Raw genomic sequence first — 21,034 nt, 5'->3', positions numbered from 1 at the left:
GTATTTAATATTCTCTACTTTTTTAATATATTTACTATTTCAAAACTGCCCCTGTATTTGCTGATGTAACCAGCTTAGCATATCTACTTAAATATCCATGCTTTATTTTTGGTTCTAAAGGCTTAAATTTTGATTTTCTATTTTCTATTTCTACTTCACTTACTTTTAGTTCTAATTTTTTATCTGGTATATTTATAGAAATTATATCTCCTTCTTCAACTATTCCTATTAAACCACCTTCCATAGCTTCTGGAGAAATATGCCCTATAGATGCCCCTCTGGTAGCTCCTGAAAAACGCCCATCAGTAAGAAGTGCTACATGCTTATCAAGCCCCATTCCCGCAACTGCTGATGTGGGAGATAACATTTCTTTCATTCCTGGCCCTCCTTTTGGACCTTCATATCTTATAACTATAACATCACCTTTGTTTATTTTTTTGTCAAATATAGCACTAACAGCTTCTTCTTCTGAATTAAAAACTCTTGCTGGACCTTCATGAATCAACATTTCCTCTGCTACTGCTGATTTTTTTACAACTGCTCCATTTACAGCAAGATTACCTCTTAAAATTGATAGGCCACCTTGACTGCTATATGTATTTTCTAATGTATGTATTACTTCTTCATTCTTTATCTCACAATTTTTTATGTTTTCTCCTATAGACTCGCCTGTTACTGTTTTACAATCTAAATTTATTCCTTTTATCTTTGAAAGTTCATTCATTATAGCTGGTATTCCTCCTGCCATATGTAAATCTTCGATATGATGCTTACCACTTGGACTTAATTTTGTTAAACAAGGAGTTTTTTCACTTATTTCATCAAATAAATCTAAATTAAGTTCTATTCCTACTTCATAGGCTATTGCAGGTAAATGAAGCACTGTATTTGTAGAACCAGCCATTGCCATATCTACAGTTATTGCATTTTTAAAAGCGTCTATTGTCAAAATATCTCTAGGCTTTATATTATTCTTAAGAAGTTCCATAACATACATACCTGCATATTTTGCTATTCTTTTTCTTTCTCCTGAATGTGAAGCAGCAGTACCATTATATGGAATACCCATACCTAGTGCCTCTGTTAAACAATTCATACTATTAGCTGTAAAAAGCCCAGAACATGAACCACAACCAGGACAAGAATTCACTGCCAACACTTCTAGTTCTTCTTCACTCATTGTCCCATCCTTACAAGCTCCAACACCTTCCATTGCAGAGTTAAAGTCATATACTTTTCCATTTGCTTTTCCTGGAAGCATAGGACCTCCACTTACAACAACACTTGGTATATTAAGTCTTGCAGCCGCCATTAACATTCCTGGGACTATTTTATCACAATTAGGTATAAGTACTAAAGCATCAAAACCATGTGCCATTGCCATTGCCTCTATAGAATCGGCTATTAATTCTCTTGAAGCAAGTGAATAATTCATTCCAACATGCCCCATAGCTATACCATCACAAACTCCTATAGCTGGAAATTCTAATGGTAATCCACCACTCATTCTCACTCCATTTTTTGCTGCTTCTGCTATTTCATCAAGATGAAGATGACCAGGAATCACTTCATTTTGTGCATTTACTATACCTATTAATGGTCTTTCAATTTCTTCTCTAGTAAGACCCATTCCATACATTAATGCTCTCTTTGGAGCTCCCTCTATTCCTTTTTTTATATCACTTCTCATGTTATTACCTCTTTCTTATATTTTAAAAATTTTCATAATATTATTATAATATATTTTTATATCAATTAATTACAAAAAACCCAAAAAATATTAAAAGATATTAATATAAAAATATTACTATTTTATATTAATATCTTACACAAATAAATTAAATAGTTATTCTCTCTTAGATATGCTAGTTGGAGAAATCTTTTTTGCCAATATTAAAGATGTTATTATTAATAAAAACAACAACACTATAGAAATTATAAAAGAAGGATTAGTGATATCAATAGCTTTATCTCCTATATTTAAGAACACTAATGTTCCTGGTAAAATACCAATAAGTGTTGCAAACATATAGCTACTAAATCTTATATTAGTAAGCCCTGCTCCATAGTTTATCAGATTATATGGAGTAATTGGTATCAATCTTAATACAAATATAATAAAAAATCCTCTCTTCTCATCTGCCTCCATAAAAAGTTTCCATAAAGATGGTGATAATTTATTTTTTAAAAACTTAGTTATGGCATCCTTAGCTAATACCTTTGCCATCATAAACATAATTGCACTATTAACACCTGCACCTATTATCGTATAAAGTGTCCCTTTCCACAATCCAAATGCTAATCCTCCAGCCAATGCTAATACTGGAACTGGAAAAAAAGTAATTGGCAAAATTGAGAAAATCAATATATATACAAAGGGTGCATAGTTTCCATATGATTGCACATATTGACGTATTTGCTCTGCTGTAATACCCCTAAAAAATGCATAATAAATGAGTATAAAAATAACAATGATAAGTGCTGTAACAATTCCTTTCAAATTCCTTTTTATAATAAATATCATCCTTTCTATGTGTATTTATTGTATATCTCTATTATTTATCTTCTTTTTTAAGTTTCAATAAATAACCCTTTATTTATATTCCATCTAAATAACTTCTTCATGACTTTTTAAAATTTCATCAAAGTTAATAATCCTACATCAAAAATTAAAATAAGATTTTTAATATTAATTAATTCAGATTCTATATGATTTAGACTTATTAGATGAAAGTTAATAGTAATCACTTCTTATGATATTATCTCTTTATCAGATTTTCAAGTTTCAATAATATCATTATAATACATTTTTATATTAACTAATTACAAAAAATCTAAAAAATATCAATAAATTACACAATTAAACTAAATAATTATTTTTTATTGTATTCCTTAGAAAATTTTTTTAATAAGATGTAAGATAGTATTATTTATAGAAAATATGAGCTTTATTATTTCATGCATTAATAAATATTGATTTTTTAATAAATAAAAAACATTCCCATTAAGAGAATGTTTTTAGGTATATAAGTATATTAGAAATACACTGCTATTTGTATTCTATCAACAATATTTTTTGAAGAATATAAGTCTAAAATATCTTCATATATTCATATATAAATCCATAAACCTTCATAAAATAATTATTTTCTAAAATCCCATATTTTTAACTGCATATCACATAATAGCATAGTTTTGTAAAGTTGAACTATTATACATATCTTATCTAATAAAGCACACTCCAAAAATACTCATAACCTTAATTGTAATAATTTTCTCGCAACCTCATCTACTTCTGAAATATTTTCCCATTTTGTTGGCTTTTCTGCAATTCTCTTTATAAAAAGTATAATTGGTTCAAGTTTTTTATCTGTGAACATTGGTAATAGACATACGATTATCCAATATTTCCAATCATCATCTTATTCCTCTGGGGTAAGAATATTTATTATCAGTGGAGTAATAATTTCTTGATGTAATACCAATACAGGCAATATATCTTTTGCAACAGGCCAATTGTAATCTTGTATCCATTCTAAAAGCTTAAGGCAAATAGGTTTTATCTCTTCATCAGATAATAATTTTAATTTTTCAATATTACAGTTATCAAACTTATCTTTTGGAAGTAGTTCTTCGACATTTTTCATAATCTATTTCTCCAGTCTAACACACAATAGTTGTCTTATCTTCAAGATAGACAAAAATCGTTTATATTTAGATACTAATATCTACATTTACAAATATAAAACAAATTATAACTTAATATACTTGTATATAAGTACTAATTTTAAGTTAATCAAATATAATATTTGAAACTTTATCCCAGTTAATCGCTCTCGAATTATATTCAGGGTGTGATAATTTTACTACATGAGTTGAATTATTATAATTATAATAAATTGTAGTAGTACCATCAATTTGATTCCTCTTGTATCCTTGATAGGTAGCATTATTTGGCACTTTTTTTTCAATAAAACTATATGCAGATGAAGCATCAAGTATTTTTACTTTATTAGGAAACATTAACATAAAAAAAGTTATAAGAGCAAAAATACATATACATGTAATACTATACCATTTAATCCATTTCATACAATTCCTCCTATTTTACCAATATATACTATTATTATTTCCATATATTTATAATATTTATACATATGATAAAATTTTTAAATACTTACATATTAAGTGTAGAAGATTCAATTTTCTAAGTCTTATAAGGATACATAGTTTATTTTTATAAGTTAATAAATTTTTAAGGTTTTATTAAAGAAAAGTTTATTTTTAAAGATTACAATAAAGATAGTATTTATAAGGTCAAAAATATAAATTTTGGAGGGAGATAAATTAAAATTATGTGTACACTTTATCCGTTATTTTGTGCAATATTACCTTGTTTAATATACCAAATAATTGTTATAAGAAGAGTAAATTTAAAAGAAAAAAGGAATTTAGTAACACATCTAATATGGGTCTATGTTTTTTTGTTTTATATTTACTTAGCACTTAGCAAAGCAGGTATTGGAAGTATATGGGATATAGGTAGATATGGTGAAATTATTAGACTAGATGAAATAAATTTAATTCCATTTAGTTCAAGTGGTGCTTTAACCTACATTCTAAATATCATCATGTTTATGCCTTTAGGATTTTTACTTCCTTTGATTTGGAAAAGATTTAGAAATTTTATTAGCATATTATGTACTGGACTAAGCTTTTCATTGGCAATTGAGATTTGTCAATTATTTAATCATAGAACCACAGATATTGATGATTTGATGATGAATACTCTAGGTGCTATTTTGGGATACTTCATATGGATATGTATAGATAATTTATTTAATTATATAAGTAAAAAGACTATCTTTGCACATCGATATGAACAGATTCTTCAAGATGAAATTGCTGTTGAAGCTGATGATGATACAAATAGAAAAACTATTAACCTCCCTAAAAATGAAGCTATTATGTACTTAATATTAGCTATTTTAGGAGAATTTCTATTGTATAATTTTTATATCACTTATTAGATAATTTAATGTATCTATTAGCTTTACATTTTATCTTAATATTTATGTACAAATAAAATACCCATTCTTACTACCTTAAGAACAGGGTATTTTATTCTTTAATATATTTAACAATAACTTTTTATCTTATTGATAATACCTATTTTCACTTTTCTGCTTGATTATAGCAAAAACAATATTTAAAATAAATTTTAATTATAATCACTTTCAACAAAATTATTAGAATAATTTTCAAATCTGAATAGCCTAATATAATAACCTTACTTAATTGGCATTTGAAATATTCGATTTACATTACATCTAACTTTATTAGCAGTTATATAATCATATTCAGTGCCATTCTCAATAAAATTTTGTATCTTATCTAATACTTGTATTGCTCTCTCTTTACTTTCATAACATCCTATCTTCCTAGTATTATACATATCTTCAAATGTTACATATATTTGATTATCATTTATTTCAATTTTACTAACTTTCATTAAATTAGTTTTATCCTGGCTTCTAATTATTATCATTTCAAATTCTCCAATATATTTAATTTATTTTTAAGTCATTTCCTTGTTATATACTATTTTGACATAATTAAAACTTTTACCATTACATATTTATATACCATCTTTCTCTTTTGAGAGTTTCTTTAATCCTAAAAGCCTTGCTAATTAGTTCTCTTTTTTATTTCCATAATAAATCATTTGTTGATTATTCCAACATCATTATACAATCTATTTCACTTAGTAAAACTTATCCTTACCACCCTTTCTATGTCGATTTATACATTTGGTAATTGTATTAATAAAAATTTTTATTCAAATCATTTGTATATTAAATCATTTATATCAAAACTCAATATTTTACAACATATATATCTCTTTTCTATAAACTTATTTTTATATTTTCTTCAAATAAATGTATTATAGGATTTGTTTTTAATAATTTCATTATTTTTTTATAGCATCATTTTTAATTTTGATTTGTTTCCATTCAACATATCACCTCTCCATAAATTACCATTTGTATAATTTATATTATATATATACAAACGGTAATTATCAATCTTTTTTCTTATCTTTTTTCTTTTTTTATATATTTTTGGTAATTTTATTTTACTTTTCAGCAAAATAACTTATAATTTCGGTAAGGAGTGATGTACATATGGAAAGTTTAGGAGATAGAATAGCAAAGCTAAGAAAAGAGTTGAATATAAATCAAAAGGAACTTGCTACTAACGTTGGTATAACTGAAGCTAGTTTATCACGTTATGAAAATAATCTGCGAGAACCTAAAAGTGAAATAATAGTAAGATTAGCAAAATCACTGAAGACATCTACAGATTATTTATTAGGTATAAATGAAAATACAAAAATAAATAGAGAAGACAAATTAATAATAGAAAGTTTATCAGTTAGTGAAAAAACAAAGCAGCTTTTAGAAAAGATATATTCACTTGAAGAAGAAGATAGAGAGGCTATAGAAAAAATGATTGATAATGCTTATATAAAGAGATTTTTAAAAGAAGAGAATTAGTTCTCTTCTTTTACTTTTTCCAATATTTCTAATAACAGTTCATAAAAATCAATATCTACACTCAATAAAAAATCTAATTTAATTCCTGTGTCTTTAATTTTTTCCTTTCTTATAATAGTAGTATTTGATTTTTCCACATACACCATCCCCCAGCGAACCTATGTTCTTAATTTTATTCAAAGATTCCCAACAAATTTTTAATAAAAATTATGTAATTATGATTTTTTCATTTCATAAAATATTTTTCTCTTATCCAAAATTTTCTTGGATAATTATCTTAACTATATAATAATACTTTTATTCTACAGATGCAATAAAAAACTCGTAATTATAACAATAAAATCTATTATTGTAGAATTTTGTATATTTTTTATGTTTTTATATATTTTTCAAGATAATTTTTATTATAAAACTTTGTATAAATATATAAATTTTTATGTTTATTTAATCTACTTTTTAGTCCTTGATAAAGTATAAAAAATACTGATAATTATAGTTTACTAACTATCATTATCAGTATTTTTTTACCATTTATAAACATAATTAAAATCCACTTTCTAAAGAGGCTATATTTACCTGACTACACTTCAAATTTTTCTCACAAAATACTATTTATCTTTTATTTATGTTATTCACTTTATATTTGTGTAGTAAAATTTATTTAGCTTGAAACTATTTTTATTATTGAGAGTTTAAGTTTTCATGACTTAATTATTGGAACCTAATTATTAATGAAAATAAAGTTAATTTTCATTATAAGTATTATCTTTTCAATATGTACTTACTATATAATTCTATTATTTATTTTCACTTTCCAGTTTTAATAAATAATCCTTTGTTTTTATTCCTCCCAAATAACCTCTTAAACTTCCATTAGAACCAATAAGCCTATGGCAAGGTATAAAAATAGAAATAGGATTTTTACTATTGGCTAACCCCACTGCTCTATATGATTTAGGTCTATTGATTGTATTCGCTAATTCTAGATAAGTTCTTGTTTCTCCATATGGAATTTTACAAAGTTCACTCCACACTTGTTTACTAAACTCACTTCCTGATGGATGTAATGGTAAATCAAATTTTTTTCTATCACCATTTAGATATTCACTTAGTTGTTTATTTGCATCTTTTATAATTTTAGTCTCTTTAACGGTATATTTTTCACAAGATAATTCTTGTATCCCAAAGAATAAATCTGTAATGTAATTATTTTCTTCTGATATTCCTATTTTCCCAATTTTAGTTTCATAGTAAAATATATTTTTCATTGAGCACTATATCCTTCCATATTTATTTTTATCTTCAGTTATGATTAATAGTTTTACTTATTTATATCATATATTTTATCAACTTTTAATAAAAAAACTTTACTCTGTTTAAAAATATTTGTTTTATATAAAATCAATTAATACCCTATATTATATAAATAATAAAACTAATTATATCTTCCTTATTAAAATCATAAATATATAAATTAATTAACATTAATGAACAAGAAAGTCAGTAGAGCATGATGTATCAAACCATACATTTTGCTCTACTGACTTTTTATTACTTAACTAAAACTTCAATATTTTCATCTTGCCCATCTATAACTATAGTACATCCATTATATATATCTCCAGCAATAAGTTTTCTTGCAATTATAGTTTCTAATGTATTTCCTATATATCTCTTAAGAGGTCTTGCACCATACACAGGGTCATAACCTTCTCTCACCATTACATCTTTAGCTGAATCTGTAACCTCAATAGAAATATCTTTTTCTTTTAATCTATTTTTTAAATCTTCCATAAATATGTCTATAATTTTCTTGATATTATCTTGGTCTAAAGGTTTAAACATTATAATATCATCTACTCTATTTAGAAATTCAGGTTTAAATCTATGCTTCATCTCATTCATTACAAGACTGTTAGTGGTATCTGTTATATTTCCACCTGCTTCTAATAAATAATTACTTCCTATATTAGAGGTCATTATTATAAGAGTATTTTTGAAGTCTACAGTCTTACCTTTATTATCAGTAAGTCTACCATCATCTAATATTTGTAAAAACATATTAAATACATCTTCATGTGCTTTTTCTATCTCATCAAATAATATTACAGAATAAGGTGCACGTCTAACTGCTTCTGTAAGTTGTCCGCCCTCTTCATATCCTACATATCCTGGAGGAGGTCCTACTAATCTTGATACAGCATGTTTTTCCATATATTCAGACATGTCAATTCTAATTATATTGTCTTCACTATCAAATAAATTTCTAGCAAGAGTTTTTGCAAGTTCAGTTTTTCCAACTCCTGTAGGCCCTAAGAATATAAATGAACCAATTGGTTTTCTTTCATCTTTTAGGCCAGCTCTTGCACGTATTACTGCATTTGAAACTGCTGTAACAGCTTCATTCTGTCCAATAACTCTCTCATGAAGTTCATCTTCTAGCTTAAGTAGCTTTTCTCTTTCACCTTCGACTAATTTAGTTACTGGTATACCTGTCCACTTTGATACAATATTAGATATTTCTTCTTCTGTAACTTCTTCTTTTAAAAGTGAGTTTTCAGAACCATCATTCATACTTTCTTCATATTTCTTTATTTGCTCTTCTAATTTAGGTATTTCACCATATTTAACCTCTGCTGCTTTGTTAAAATCGTATTCTCTTTCGTACTTTTCAGCTTTTCCTTTAGCTTCATCTAATTGAGATTTTAAATTTTTGATATCTAGTATTTGACTCTTCTCTTTTTCATATTTAGCAGTCATTTCATCATTTTTAGATTTTAACTCTGCTATTTCCTTTTGAATATCTTCTAATCTTGTCTTACTCTTATCATCATTTTCTTTAAGCAAAGCTTCTCTCTCAGTTTCTAGTGTAAATAATTTTCTTCTAACCACATCTAATTCTGTTGGCAATGAATCTATTTCACTACGAATCATAGCTCCAGCTTCATCTATTAAATCTATTGCTTTATCTGGTAAAAATCTATCTTGTATATATCTATGAGAAAGTTTTGCTGCTGCTACAATAGCATTATCATGAATTCTTACTCCATGATGTATCTCAAATCTTTCTTTAAGTCCTCTAAGTATAGATATTGTATCTTCAACAGTAGGTTCTTCTGCAATTACAGGTTGGAAACGTCTTTCAAGGGCTTTATCTTTTTCTATATATTTTCTGTACTCATCAAAAGTAGTTGCACCAATACAATTTAACTCTCCTCTTGCAAGCATAGGCTTAATCAGGTTACCTGCATCCATTGAGCCTTCTGTTTTACCAGCTCCAACTATAGTATGAATCTCATCTATAAATAGAATGATTTTTCCATCAGAACTTTGAACTTCTTTTAAGACAGCCTTTAATCTTTCTTCAAATTCTCCTCTATATTTTGCACCAGCAATCAATGCGCCCATATCAAGAGAAAATACTATTTTATCTTTTAATCCTTCTGGTACATCTCCTCTTACTATTCTCTCTGCTAAGCCTTCAACTATCGCAGTTTTACCTACACCTGGTTCACCAATTAATACAGGGTTATTTTTTGTTCTTCTTGATAAAATTCTTATAATTCTTCTTATTTCTTCATCTCTTCCAATTACAGGATCTAATTTATTTTTTTTAGCTAAATCTACTAAATTTGTTCCATATCTAGCAAGTGCATCATATGTTCCTTCTGGGTCTTGTGTTTCTACCCTTTGACTACCTCTAACTTGTGATAAAACATTTAAAAAATCATTTTTATTTATATTATATTGTTTCAATATTTTACCAACAACTGATTTTGATTCTGTTTCCATCATTGCAAGCATAACATGTTCAACACTTATATATGAATCTTTAAATTCTTTAGAAATACTTTCTGCTTTTATAAGTACTTCATTTATTTTTCTAGTAGCTGACACTCCTTGTGAATCTGCTCCTTCTCCATATACTTTTGGAAGTTTATCCATTTCAAAGTTTACAGTATTTCTTAAAGAATCTATTGATATATTCATCTTTTCTACTATATTTGGTATTAATCCATCTTCTTGATTAATAAGTGCTGAAAAAAGATGAATTACATCTACTTGTTGGTTATGATTTTTTACTGCTTCATTATAAGCCTCATTTAAACTTTTTTGAACTCTTAAAGTCATTTTTTCTACGTCCATATAAATCCCTCCATTTTAATATTATATCCAAATAAATTAAATTCTCTCATTTATGATTATTGATTTTCTAAGCTCTAAAAGACTATCAAGCAAACTTTCATTTTTTTGTATGTCAAAACTTAATGTCAGATTAAAGGTTCCATCTGAATTAAAAAAATCAAACACTTCTTTTGATTTTGCTCTTAGATATAAATCTTCATCTATAAGTCTTTTTTCACCTATTAACAAATATTGGCACTTATCTATAAAACTCTTTCTAAAATCAATAGTATATAGATTTTCTAAAAGATTATATTGGTAAATTGCAATATTATTAAACACTTTTAATAAATTTGAATTTACAAAATTGTAAATTTGATTATCGTTATACAGTGATATTTGTTCATATATATACTCTCTAAATAAAGGATGAATGTTTTGTTTAAGTTTCAAAGTAACTTCAGCTGGTATTTCAAAATACAACTTCCAGTATTCAGAATTATTTTTTTCTAATATAAATGCTACTCTGTTTAAACTAGTGGGGCTAATCTCTTTTAATGTACATTCAAAATTATAATATCTCAAACTAGTTTCTTCATTTTCAAATACATAATCAAACCACTGTAGAACATTTCTATCAAGTTTTAAACTCATATAAAAACCTTCTTCCTTATTTACTAACCTTATTAGGTCTTTTTATCTGATTATATTCTTCTAGTAAACTTTCTTTATCAGCTTTATTTCCTTTATATGCTATATGTGGATTTATCATATACTCACCATTTTTTACTTTCTGTAAAAAATCTAATTTTTTTAGTTCTGTAAACAATGAAGACAAGGAAGTCTTTGGATATTCAAATTCGCAAGATAATTCATGTAGTGTTTTCCTAATCTTATTATTTTTATCCATAGAATTTATCAATTTTATTGGAATTAAATCTCTTTTAGTATACATTCCTTCTGCCACTTTGATATAATTTTTAAAGCAAACATTCATATATTTACTTTTGTTCATAACCAAATTTCTACTTTCTGTGTATTCTTGATTTAAATCTTTTTTTAATGCCTTATCTAAATTAAATATCTCTTCTCACTCTCCTTATCTCTAATTGATAATATAAATATATTACAAAAAAATATGTATGTCAAAAACAAAAATAGCAAAATTTTATCTATAAGCTAAACTTTTATTTATCTATAAGCTAAACTTTATTGTTTTTTAAAATCAGTATTTTCAATTTATTGGTAAGATTTTTGAATAATATTTGTAAATTTTTTTTAAAAATTTTAATATGCTCAGTAAAATAATCTTTTCTACAGAGTAAAACCACTAAACACATAATATTTCCAATTATTTTTTTGTAAGTTTACTTGACATAGTATATATATATTTATATAATGTATATATACTATATATACAATTTAAGGAGGTGTTTAATTGAATATAGTTATTAGTAATTCAAGTGGCAAGCCAATATACGAACAAATTACTACACAAATTAAAAGTATGATTATAAGTGGAGAGTTGCCAGAAGGTACTGCTCTTCCAAGTATGAGATTATTAGCAAAAGAACTTAGAATAAGTGTAATTACTACAAAACGAGCATATAGTGATTTAGAACATGATGGATTTATTGAAACAGTTACTGGTAAAGGTAGTTTCGTATCTGGCAAAAATATGGATTTTGTTAAAGAAGAACAACTTCGTTTAATCGAAGAATACCTACAAAAAGCAGTTGATACAGCTCAAAGTAGTGGCATTACATATAATGAGTTACAAGATATTTTACTTTTATTATATAAGGGAGAATGATAATTATGGACGCAATAACTATAAAAAACCTAAACAAAGTTTACAAAAATTTTGCATTACAAGATGTATCTTTTTCAGTACCAAAAGGCTCTATAATGGGATTTGTAGGTGAAAATGGTGCAGGAAAAACTACTACACTAAAATCAATTTTAAATTTAATATCTTATGATAGTGGAAATATTGAAATCTTTGGCCTTGATAACATAAAAAATGAAAAAGAAATCAAAGAACAAATTGGTGTCGTATTTGAAGGAAGCAACTTTCATGAGAATTTAAATACAAATAATATCTCAAAAATTATGAGCCATATCTATAAAAACTGGGATGATAGACTATTTAAAGAATATTTAAAACAACTAAGAGTTCCAAATAATAAACTAATTAAAGAATTTTCAAAAGGTAATAAAATGAAACTTAGTATTGCTGTAGCTTTATCTCATAAACCAAAGTTATTAATATTAGATGAAGCAACTAGTTCACTTGACCCTATTGTAAGAGAAGAAATATTGGATATATTCTTAGATTTTATACAAGATGAAGAACATTCTATTATTTTATCTTCACATATTACAAGTGATTTAGACAAAATAGCAGATTATATTACATTTATACATAAGGGGAAAATTGTATTTAGCGAAAGCAAAGATGAATTAATCGATACTATGGGTATCTTAAAATGTAATTCTAATGATTTTGCTAAACTTACAAATGAAGATTATTTATATTATCGTAAAAGCCAGTTTGGATATGAAGTACTACTTAAAGATAAGTATAAATTTATTACAAAACATCCAAACCTTATAGTTGATAATACATCAATTGAAGAAATTATGTTATTTTATGTGAGAGGTGATAAATAATGAAGGGACTAATTTTAAAGGACTTACTTAATTTAAAAAGCAATATAAAATTTCTAATTTTATTTATGATTGTATTTGGATATATCTCTTCTGTTGGAGATGGAAATAACAGTAGTTTTATAGGTGTTATTATAGTTTTATGTACAACAATGATTGTTTCAACATTTTCATATGATGATTTAAATAAATGGGATAGCTATGTACTTACAATGCCTATCAAACGTGACACTATTGTATTAAGTAAATATTTAACTATGTTAATATTTAGCTTTATAGGTGTATTTTTTTCACTTATTATTAGCATTGTTAATGGATATTTTAAAAATACACTTGTTTTAGATGATACTTTAGTTATTACAGGATTAATTTTATCAATTTCAGTATGTTTTGCTAGCCTTATTTTACCACTTATTTATAAATTTGGTACAGAAAAAGCTCGTTTATTAATGATTGCATGCTTTTTACTTCCTACTGCTGCAATATTAGGATTTAAAAGTCTTTTGGAAAGATTTAATTCAAGTATTTCTATTGAAATTATACTTAATACTTTAGTTTATTCTCTTCCATTTATTGCGATTTTATTATTTGTAATTTCATATTTTATTTCTACAAAAATTTATTGTAAAAAAGAAGTGTAAAAGATATTAACACTAGTTTTATATTTAAGTGGTTTTATAAAAGATTTTATAAAAATACTATCAGGGTAAAATTTGATAGTATTTTTGTTTTTTATGAATTTATTTCTACTAGGATTTTTGTTTTTTTATTATTTATTTATTCAGTAACATCCTATTATTTTCTAAATATACTGATATAATATAATTATCTGATAAATTTAGTTGACAATTATATTTTTAGGAGGGTACACATGTTAGGACAAAGATGTATGGATTATTTACAAACATTAGGAAAAATAAGTTCAACAACAACAGGTCTTACAAGACTTATATTAACTGATGAGCATAAAAAATCGATTGAATTAATAAGTTCTTGGATGAAAAATTTGAATCTTGATATTGAAATTGACGATATTGGAAATATTATAGGTACATATAAATCTAATTTCTTAAACGCACCTACATTAGTAGTTGCATCTCATCAAGATAGTGTAAAATGTGGAGGTATATTTGATGGAATGCTAGGAATAATTGTTCCTCTAATTGGACTTGAAGAAGCTATAAATAATAATAAGTCTTATCCATTTAATATTAAATTAGTTGCATTTGCTGAGGAAGAAGGAACAAGATTTGAAACATCTCTAATGGGAAGTAAAGTTTTTGCTGGTACTTTTAAAGAGGAACTACTCAAATCTGTTGATGAAAATGGAATTACGCTTGAAGAAGCTGTGACAAAATTTGGATTTGATACTAAAAATTTAATAAATTTACACCCTAGAAAAGATATTGATGCTTATTTAGAATTCCATATCGAACAGGGACCTGTCTTAGAAAACAATGCTCTTCCTGCTGGTATTGTTTCAAGTATTACAGGATTTAAGAGTTTTAAAATATCAGTAAATGGCAAATCTGGCCATGCTGGAACACTCCCAATGGATATGCGATTTGATGCTGGATGTTGTGCTTGTGAATGTGTATTATCAATTGAAAATATAGCTAAGATAACGCCTGATTTAGTTGCTACAGTTGGAAAGATGAATTTCTATCCATCATCATCAAATGTAGTTCCTGAAAGGGTTGATTTTACTCTTGACGTCCGCTCATGTTCACAAGAAACTCTTGATACTTCAGTAATAAAAATATTTGATGAAATAACTCGCATATGTCAAAATAGAAAACTTAATTATACAAGTGAACTCTCTTTTGAAAATGTTCCTGTACCATGTTCTGATAAAATGACAAAAGTTATAGAAAAAAGTTTTGTGGATTTAAATCTCAACCCATTTTATATTTATAGTGGCGCTGGTCATGATGCTCAAGAAATGGATAATATAACTGATATAGGCATGGTATTTATAAGATGTACTGAAGGCATAAGTCATAATCCTAATGAAAATGTTACTGTGAATGATTTAGATATTGCAGTAAAAATATTTTTAAAAATACTAGATAATCTTAATCTAAAATAATTTTACAATAATACTCTTCATTCTGATGTATAAAAAAAGAAAATAAACATGAAAAAGGTAGCAACTAACTCTAATTGCTACCTTCTAATTCTATTTATATAAAAGTTGATTTCTCATCAATAATATCACATCTATCATTTCCATTAGATATATGTCTTACTTATAATTATACATTCTATTCGTAATTATCTCATTTTAAATAATATATATTATACAGTAAATATTTTTCTAATAATGACAATAAATATTCAAATTATTTTTAATATCTCCATTGATTTTTATCTATTTACCTTAAAAATATAAAGGATACCAAAGCTGATATCCCTTATAAATGTTATATATTCATTTTTTATTATAGTTCCAATTTAATATTCAACTTAACTCATAGAGTTAGAAAATTCCTCTCCTGCTGTAACAAGATTAGATAATAATACATCAGCCAGTGCATCATTAGCTGAACTTATTATCCATTTATTATCTTTCTTAGTACATTCAAACTCTACAGTTTTTGTTACAAAAGTTTCTTCAACACTTTTTTGCTTTTCTTTCATAATTGACACTAACATTTCAGTTGTTTTCTCATCTGTTAAATCTTGACCTGAAAAACTCATGCCAAGCATCTTTGTAAATGCTTCAGCCACTATTTCTTTAAGTAATGGTGTTGAATCTACAAACTTACACTCTACTTGAATTTTTGCATTATTATCTTTAATCTCACTGTCTTTTATTGTGTATGTTATTTTAGATGCATTATGTTTTAGATAATCTAAAACATACTGTGTACTTGGGTCTTCTGTTTCTAATTCTTTTAGTATATCCTTATATTTTTCATCATTATTTTCCATAACTTTGTTCATACCTTCAAAGTCAAATTTCTTTGCACTACTAAAAAAATTATTGATTGTATCTTCTGGTTTTGCACTTGAACATGCTGTCAAAGATATTGCTAATAAAAAAGTTGTTAAAAGTAATATGATTTTTTTCATATCTCAAATCCTCCCTCTTAATTTGTTGATACATAAATTATTTTAACATATAATGAGGATTTTTAATAATATATTTAGAATATTTATGACTTTTATCAAAACATAAATCTAGATTAAAAAATATTTATATTAAATTATTATTCATATTTACATCAGTCATAGTAGAAACCATAACAGCCTTTATAGTATGCATTCTATTTTCTGCCTCTTCAAATACTTTTGAATACTTGGAATTAAATACCTCGTCAGTAACCTCTAATTCTGATAATCCAAACTTTTCATAAATTTCTTGACCAACTTTAGTTTCTAAATCATGAAAAGCTGGAAGACAATGTAAAAATATAACATTTTCATTTTCAGTTTTCTTTATCATATCCATATTCACTTGATAATCTTTAAGTTGATTTATTCTCGCTTCATATTGTTCTTCTTCTCCCATAGAAACCCATACATCTGTATATATAACATCAGCACCCTTTACATCATCAATATTTTCAGTTAACAATATATCTCCTTTAGACTTTTTAGCTATTTCTTTCATATCTTCAACTAACTTTTCATTTGGCCAAAGTTCTTTAGGAGCAAGCGCTACAAAATGAATTCCCATTTTAGCACATCCTATCATCAATGAGTTACCCATATTATTTCTAGCATCCCCAACATAAACAAATTTAACTTTATTTAAATCTTTATCTACATTTTCAATTACTGTTAGAAAATCTGCAAGTATTTGAGTTGGGTGATATTCATCTGTAAGGCCATTCCAAACAGGTACTCCAGAGTATTTTGCTAAACTTTCAACTGTTTCCTGTTTAAATCCTCTAAATTCTATACCATCATAAAATCTTCCTAAAACTTTTGCTGTATCGGATACAGATTCTTTTTTACCCATATGGCAGTCATTGGGTCCTAGATAAGTTACATGAGCACCTTCATCATGAGCAGCCACCTCAAACGAACATCTAGTTCTTGTTGATGTCTTCTCAAACAATAATGCTATATTTTTACCTTGCAATAAATCTCCTTTTATACCAACCTTCTTCTTAGTTTTTAAATAACTAGATAAAGTTAATAAATATCTAATTTCCTCTTTTGTAAAATCCTTTAATGTTAAAAAACTCTTTCCTTTTAAACTTATATTATTCATATTGATTTTCCCCTTTTTGTAAATTTATTTAAATGCTATAAAATTTTTAGTTTCATATATTTTTATCTACTCTAATTCTCACCCTAACAATGAATCTTTTAATAACTTAATTATCTTCTAGTAATATATCTTTTAAAATTTCAAGAGCTTCATTTATCTCCTTGTAGCTAATAGTTAAAGGTGGTAAAAATCTAAGTACATTCTTTCCAGCAGTCAAAATAAGTAATCCTTTTTTTCTAGCTTTTTCTTCTATAGTGCTAGATTCAATAGTAGTTTCGATTCCTATCATCAAGCCCATACCTTTTGTCTTTACTACGATTGTACTATTAAAATTTTCAATAGATTTTCTTATATAATCTCCTTTTTCTAACACATCTTCATAAAATCCTTCTTTAGATATTTCATCTAACACAACAGAAGTTGCCACCATAGCTAATAAATTCCCTCCAAATGTTGTACCTTGGTCTCCTTTTCCTAAAACTTTTGAAAATTTTTCATTTACTAATACTCCTCCTATTGGTATCCCTGCGCCTAAACCTTTTGCAATTGTAACAATATCTGGTTTTACATCAAAATATTCATATCCAAAAAGTTTCCCCGTTCTTGCTATGCCACATTGAACTTCATCAAATATTACTGCTATGTCTTTTTCTTTACATATTTTTACAAGTTCTAAAATATAATCTTTTTCAAGAACATTAACTCCACCTTCACCTTGAACTGCTTCAAGAATTACTGCACAAACAGTTGAATCAATATTATTTTTAAAATCTTCAATATCGTTTTTTTCTACATATTTAAATCCTTCGGGAAGTGGATAAAAATATTTATGGTACTTATCCATACCAGTTGCCATCAAAGACATCATTGTTCTACCATGAAAAGAATCCTTTAAACTTATGATTGTCCCTCTTCCTTCACCATATTTATCACTACTGTACTTTCTTGCTATTTTAAAAGCAGTTTCATTTGCTTCTGTTCCAGAGTTACAAAAATATACTTTATCCAATCCACTTATATTAATTATTTTTTCTCCTACAGACAATACTGGACCATTGAAATATAAGTTTGATGTATGTAATAATTTGTCCACTTGCTCCTTTAAAGCAGTTTTTAAATTATTATTACTATATCCAAGAGAAGACACTCCGTATCCGCTTGTAAAATCTATATATTTATTGCCTTTAGTATCAAAAAAGCAACTACCTTCGCCATAATCTATAATAAAATCAGGTTGGCTATATGTATTTATGAAATATTCCTCCCATTTTGAAACTATATTATTGTTATTTATCTTCATTTTTATCATCCTCACTTAAGTTTATAATCTTTTTTATATTTAACTTATTTTCTTATTCATTTTCTTTTCTTATTAATGTGCCTATTCCACTATCAGTAAATAACTCTGTTATTATAGAATGAGGAACTCTTCCATCTAAAATATGAACTCTATTTACCCCATTATTCAAAGCGTCTACACATCCATGTATCTTAGGTATCATGCCACCAGTAATTATACCTTCATCAAATAGCTTATCAACATCATCTAGTATAACTTCTGTTATCAATGACTTTTCTTCATCTGGATCTCTTAAAAGACCTGGCACATCAGTAAGAAGTATCAGCTTATCTGCATTTAATTCTTTAGCTATAGCTGATGCTGCTGTATCTCCATTTATATTATAGGTCTCACCATCTTCTCCTACTCCAATAGTTGCAATTACTGAAATATAGCCTGATTTCAAGCAAGATTCTATAAGTTCAACATTTACTTTCTTTATTTCTCCAACAAATCCTAGTTCATAATTTTTATATGGGTCACATAAAATCATATTATTATCTATCCCACAAAGCCCTACTGCTTTTCCGCCTTTTGTATGTATCTTGTTTACTAAGTCTTTATTTACCTTTCCAGCTAAGACCATTTTTACAATTTCCATAGTTTCTTCATCTGTATATCTAAGCCCATTTACAAATTTACTTTCTATATCTACTTTAGCAAGCATTTTATTGATTTCTGCTCCTCCACCATGTACTAAAACTATATTTATTCCAACATAACTCATAAGTACAAGGTCTTCCATAACAGACTCTTTTAAACCATCTTTTTTCATTGCACTTCCACCATACTTAACTACAATAGTTTTGCCTTGATGCTTTTCTATATATGGTAAAGCTTCTATCAGTGTATTTGCTTTTTCTATATCAATCATTAAGCATTTCCTCCTAGTTTCTATAACTTCCATTTATTCTTACATAATCATAACTTAAATCACATCCCCATGCATTTCCTCTAGCATTTCCCATGTTCAAATCTACTAATATACTTATTTCATCATCTTCAAGAATTTTTTTCGCTTTTTCTTCATTAAAATCCAACCCATTTCCCTGTTTACATACTTCTATATATCCTTTCATGCTTTCAAAAATAATATCTACTTTTTCCATATCTATTTCTTCACCCGCATATCCTAAAGCACACAATATTCTTCCCCAATTTGCATCAGCTCCAAATACAGCTGTCTTTACCAAGGAAGAAGATATAACTGTTTTTGCTAACTTTACTGCATGTTCTTCACTTAGTGCTCCATTTATATAGCATTCAATTAATTTTGTACATCCTTCTCCATCTTTAGCAACAAGTTTAGCAAGTTCTATACAAACATATGTAAGCGCACTTAAAAATACTTGATAATGTTCATCTTTTTTATCCATTCTCTCATTTTTCGCTTTTCCATTTGCCAAAATCATTACCATATCATTAGTACTTGTATCTCCATCTACACTAACTCTATTAAAACTTTTATCAACTGCACTTTTTAGAGCTTCTTTTAAGAGAACGCTATCGATATTTGCATCTGTCGTTATAAATCCCAATGTTGTTGCCATATTAGGATGTATCATTCCTGAACCTTTTGCCATACCTCCAATAGTTATTTTTTTATCTCCATACATTATTGCTACTGCTATTTCTTTCTTTATAATGTCAGTTGTCATAATCGCTTCTCTTGCTCCAATATGACCTTGTTTACTGAGATTACTTACTAACTCATCCATATTTTTTTCTATTAAATCTATATTTAGTGGTTTTCCTATAACACCAGTAGATGCAACCAAAACATCATCTTCTTTAATATTTAATTTTTCACTAGTAAATTTAGCCATTTTATATGCGTTTATAAGACCTTCTTTTCCATTAAATGTGTTAGCATTAGCACTATTGACTATAATCGCTTGTGCTTTTCCATTTTTAATATGCTCCTGTGTTACATAAACTGGATTTCCTTTAACTTTATTTTGAGTAACTACTGCTGCTGCATCACATAAAATATCTGAATAAACTAAAGCTAAGTCCCTCTTTTCTTTATTTTTTCTTAAGCCACAGTGAATTCCTGAAGCAACAAACCCTTCTGGAACTGTAACTCCACCTTTTATAATCTCCATTTTTATCCTCCTAATT

At 26.7% G+C, this 21,034-nt stretch carries 22 protein-coding genes; 6 read left to right on the top strand and 16 right to left on the bottom strand.

From position 1 onward, the window contains the following. Window positions 1-34: 34 nt before the first annotated feature. The 5 genes from ilvD to IC173_RS06440 all read right to left on the bottom strand — a co-directional run bounded on the left by ilvD (window position 35) and on the right by IC173_RS06440 (window position 4,092). Complete coding sequence (gene ilvD, locus IC173_RS06455) at window positions 35-1,690, bottom strand: dihydroxy-acid dehydratase (protein ID WP_227855312.1); 1,656 nt, start codon at window positions 1,688-1,690, stop codon at window positions 35-37. A gap of 156 nt (window positions 1,691-1,846) precedes the next feature. Beyond that, window positions 1,847-2,500 carry a TVP38/TMEM64 family protein gene (locus IC173_RS06450; protein ID WP_227482611.1) on the bottom strand — a complete coding sequence of 218 codons (654 nt, stop codon included), beginning with the start codon at window positions 2,498-2,500 and terminating at the stop codon, window positions 1,847-1,849. 751 nt (window positions 2,501-3,251) lie between these two features. Further along, window positions 3,252-3,380, bottom strand: a complete 129-nt coding sequence (locus IC173_RS20690) for a hypothetical protein (RefSeq protein WP_255613320.1) — start codon at window positions 3,378-3,380, stop codon at window positions 3,252-3,254. A gap of 42 nt (window positions 3,381-3,422) precedes the next feature. After that, window positions 3,423-3,647 (bottom strand): DUF5071 domain-containing protein, encoded by a 225-nt coding sequence (locus tag IC173_RS06445; protein WP_227845737.1) that lies wholly within the window; start codon window positions 3,645-3,647, stop codon window positions 3,423-3,425. A gap of 145 nt (window positions 3,648-3,792) precedes the next feature. Then, window positions 3,793-4,092 carry a hypothetical protein gene (locus tag IC173_RS06440; protein ID WP_227830580.1) on the bottom strand — a complete coding sequence of 100 codons (300 nt, stop codon included), beginning with the start codon at window positions 4,090-4,092 and terminating at the stop codon, window positions 3,793-3,795. 263 nt (window positions 4,093-4,355) lie between these two features. Between IC173_RS06440 and IC173_RS06435 the strand changes: the two genes are divergently transcribed. Further along, window positions 4,356-5,030 carry a VanZ family protein gene (locus IC173_RS06435; protein WP_227855311.1) on the top strand — a complete coding sequence of 225 codons (675 nt, stop codon included), beginning with the start codon at window positions 4,356-4,358 and terminating at the stop codon, window positions 5,028-5,030. A 260-nt stretch (window positions 5,031-5,290) separates the two neighbouring features. Here the strand turns inward: IC173_RS06435 and IC173_RS06430 are convergent, their stop codons facing one another. Further along, window positions 5,291-5,548, bottom strand: coding sequence for a hypothetical protein (locus IC173_RS06430; protein ID WP_227435074.1), 258 nt, complete (start codon window positions 5,546-5,548; stop codon window positions 5,291-5,293). Between the two features lie 637 nt (window positions 5,549-6,185). Here IC173_RS06430 and IC173_RS06425 point away from each other — a divergent pair. Next, window positions 6,186-6,557, top strand: coding sequence for a helix-turn-helix domain-containing protein (locus IC173_RS06425; RefSeq protein ID WP_227855310.1), 372 nt, complete (start codon window positions 6,186-6,188; stop codon window positions 6,555-6,557). On the opposite strand, the gene IC173_RS06420 is transcribed toward IC173_RS06425, so the two are convergent. The 5 genes from IC173_RS06420 to IC173_RS06400 all read right to left on the bottom strand — a co-directional run bounded on the left by IC173_RS06420 (window position 6,554) and on the right by IC173_RS06400 (window position 11,697). Next, window positions 6,554-6,694 (bottom strand): hypothetical protein, encoded by a 141-nt coding sequence (locus IC173_RS06420; protein WP_227435245.1) that lies wholly within the window; start codon window positions 6,692-6,694, stop codon window positions 6,554-6,556. The two genes, IC173_RS06425 and IC173_RS06420, sit on opposite strands and share 4 nt — an antisense overlap. Before the next feature lie 660 nt (window positions 6,695-7,354). After that, entirely contained in the window at window positions 7,355-7,825 is a 471-nt protein-coding gene (locus tag IC173_RS06415) for a methylated-DNA--[protein]-cysteine S-methyltransferase (RefSeq protein ID WP_227435071.1), read from the bottom strand. A gap of 283 nt (window positions 7,826-8,108) precedes the next feature. Continuing rightward, on the bottom strand, window positions 8,109-10,703 hold the full coding sequence (gene clpB / locus IC173_RS06410; RefSeq protein ID WP_227435070.1) for an ATP-dependent chaperone ClpB: 2,595 nt from the start codon (window positions 10,701-10,703) through the stop codon (window positions 8,109-8,111). Between the two features lie 36 nt (window positions 10,704-10,739). Beyond that, complete coding sequence (locus IC173_RS06405) at window positions 10,740-11,336, bottom strand: hypothetical protein (RefSeq protein ID WP_227435068.1); 597 nt, start codon at window positions 11,334-11,336, stop codon at window positions 10,740-10,742. A 16-nt stretch (window positions 11,337-11,352) separates the two neighbouring features. Further along, window positions 11,353-11,697: a replication/maintenance protein RepL gene (locus tag IC173_RS06400; RefSeq protein ID WP_227435067.1), complete on the bottom strand. Its 345-nt coding sequence runs from the start codon at window positions 11,695-11,697 to the stop codon at window positions 11,353-11,355. A 423-nt stretch (window positions 11,698-12,120) separates the two neighbouring features. Between IC173_RS06400 and IC173_RS06395 the strand changes: the two genes are divergently transcribed. From IC173_RS06395 to IC173_RS06380, 4 genes are all read left to right on the top strand, one after another. Then, window positions 12,121-12,495: a GntR family transcriptional regulator gene (locus tag IC173_RS06395; protein WP_227435065.1), complete on the top strand. Its 375-nt coding sequence runs from the start codon at window positions 12,121-12,123 to the stop codon at window positions 12,493-12,495. Beyond that, on the top strand, window positions 12,492-13,355 hold the full coding sequence (locus tag IC173_RS06390) for an ABC transporter ATP-binding protein (RefSeq protein WP_227435063.1): 864 nt from the start codon (window positions 12,492-12,494) through the stop codon (window positions 13,353-13,355). The genes IC173_RS06395 and IC173_RS06390 overlap by 4 nt, the downstream gene beginning before the upstream one ends. Further along, on the top strand, window positions 13,355-13,993 hold the full coding sequence (locus tag IC173_RS06385; RefSeq protein WP_227435062.1) for an ABC-2 transporter permease: 639 nt from the start codon (window positions 13,355-13,357) through the stop codon (window positions 13,991-13,993). The genes IC173_RS06390 and IC173_RS06385 overlap by 1 nt, the downstream gene beginning before the upstream one ends. Window positions 13,994-14,223: 230 nt before the next feature. Next, a complete protein-coding gene (locus IC173_RS06380; protein ID WP_227835983.1) occupies window positions 14,224-15,441 on the top strand; it encodes a M20 family metallo-hydrolase in 1,218 nt (405 codons plus the stop codon). 377 nt (window positions 15,442-15,818) lie between these two features. Here IC173_RS06380 and IC173_RS06375 read toward each other — a convergent pair whose 3' ends face one another. The 5 genes from IC173_RS06375 to argJ all read right to left on the bottom strand — a co-directional run bounded on the left by IC173_RS06375 (window position 15,819) and on the right by argJ (window position 21,018). Continuing rightward, a complete protein-coding gene (locus tag IC173_RS06375; RefSeq protein ID WP_227482605.1) occupies window positions 15,819-16,427 on the bottom strand; it encodes a DUF4878 domain-containing protein in 609 nt (202 codons plus the stop codon). Between the two features lie 124 nt (window positions 16,428-16,551). Beyond that, complete coding sequence (gene argF / locus IC173_RS06370; protein WP_227435057.1) at window positions 16,552-17,574, bottom strand: ornithine carbamoyltransferase; 1,023 nt, start codon at window positions 17,572-17,574, stop codon at window positions 16,552-16,554. A gap of 106 nt (window positions 17,575-17,680) precedes the next feature. Next, complete coding sequence (locus tag IC173_RS06365; RefSeq protein WP_255613184.1) at window positions 17,681-18,874, bottom strand: aspartate aminotransferase family protein; 1,194 nt, start codon at window positions 18,872-18,874, stop codon at window positions 17,681-17,683. 52 nt (window positions 18,875-18,926) lie between these two features. Then, window positions 18,927-19,787 carry an acetylglutamate kinase gene (gene argB / locus IC173_RS06360; RefSeq protein WP_227845742.1) on the bottom strand — a complete coding sequence of 287 codons (861 nt, stop codon included), beginning with the start codon at window positions 19,785-19,787 and terminating at the stop codon, window positions 18,927-18,929. Window positions 19,788-19,800: 13 nt separating this feature from the next. After that, a complete protein-coding gene (gene argJ, locus IC173_RS06355) occupies window positions 19,801-21,018 on the bottom strand; it encodes a bifunctional glutamate N-acetyltransferase/amino-acid acetyltransferase ArgJ (RefSeq protein ID WP_227845743.1) in 1,218 nt (405 codons plus the stop codon). Between the last annotated feature and the right edge of the window lie 16 nt (window positions 21,019-21,034).

The organism is Clostridioides sp. ES-S-0048-02, from assembly GCF_020658495.1.
In the GTDB taxonomy this organism is placed as follows: domain Bacteria; phylum Bacillota; class Clostridia; order Peptostreptococcales; family Peptostreptococcaceae; genus Clostridioides.
This window is presented reverse-complemented; position numbering and strand designations above follow the sequence as displayed.